The 477-nt window shown below is 40.7% G+C and carries 1 protein-coding gene; it reads left to right on the forward strand.

What is annotated here, in order from left to right; translation table 11 throughout:
- Positions 1-153: 153 nt before the first annotated feature.
- A partial coding sequence (locus M3175_RS25890; protein ID WP_251524558.1) for an NADP-dependent isocitrate dehydrogenase occupies positions 154-477 on the forward strand: 324 nt, incomplete at its 3' end.

The following is a 477-nucleotide window of genomic DNA, read 5'->3' on the forward strand; positions in this document are numbered from 1 at the left end:
TTATTGACTCATTATGCGGTAACCGTATACTTTGCGTTTAAAATGGTCAATCACATTTTATCCCCTAATTAGTAATACTTACTGTGAAATTTCTCACGCTGCTAGATGCATCATCTAGTGTCTCAATTAACATTCATATAAAAGAGGTTCTCTATGGCTAGTGGAAAGTCAAATATTATCTATACCTTAACTGACGAAGCACCGCTACTGGCGACATATTCACTACTTCCTATCATTGAAACATTTACCAAGCCTGCTGGCGTTGAAATCACTAAAACCGATATTTCCGTTGCCGCGCGTATATTGGCAGAGTTCTCCGACTACCTGACCCCAGAACAACAAGTGACCGATAATCTTGCTGAGCTTGGTCGGTTGACTCAAGACCCAGACACCAATATCATCAAATTGCCTAATATCAGTGCCTCAGTGGCTCAGCTGCAAGAATGTATTGAAGAGTTACAAGCTAAAGGCTACAAC

The sequence above is a fragment of the Robertmurraya korlensis genome (assembly GCF_023715225.1).
Lineage (GTDB): Bacteria > Bacillota > Bacilli > Bacillales > Cytobacillaceae > Robertmurraya_A.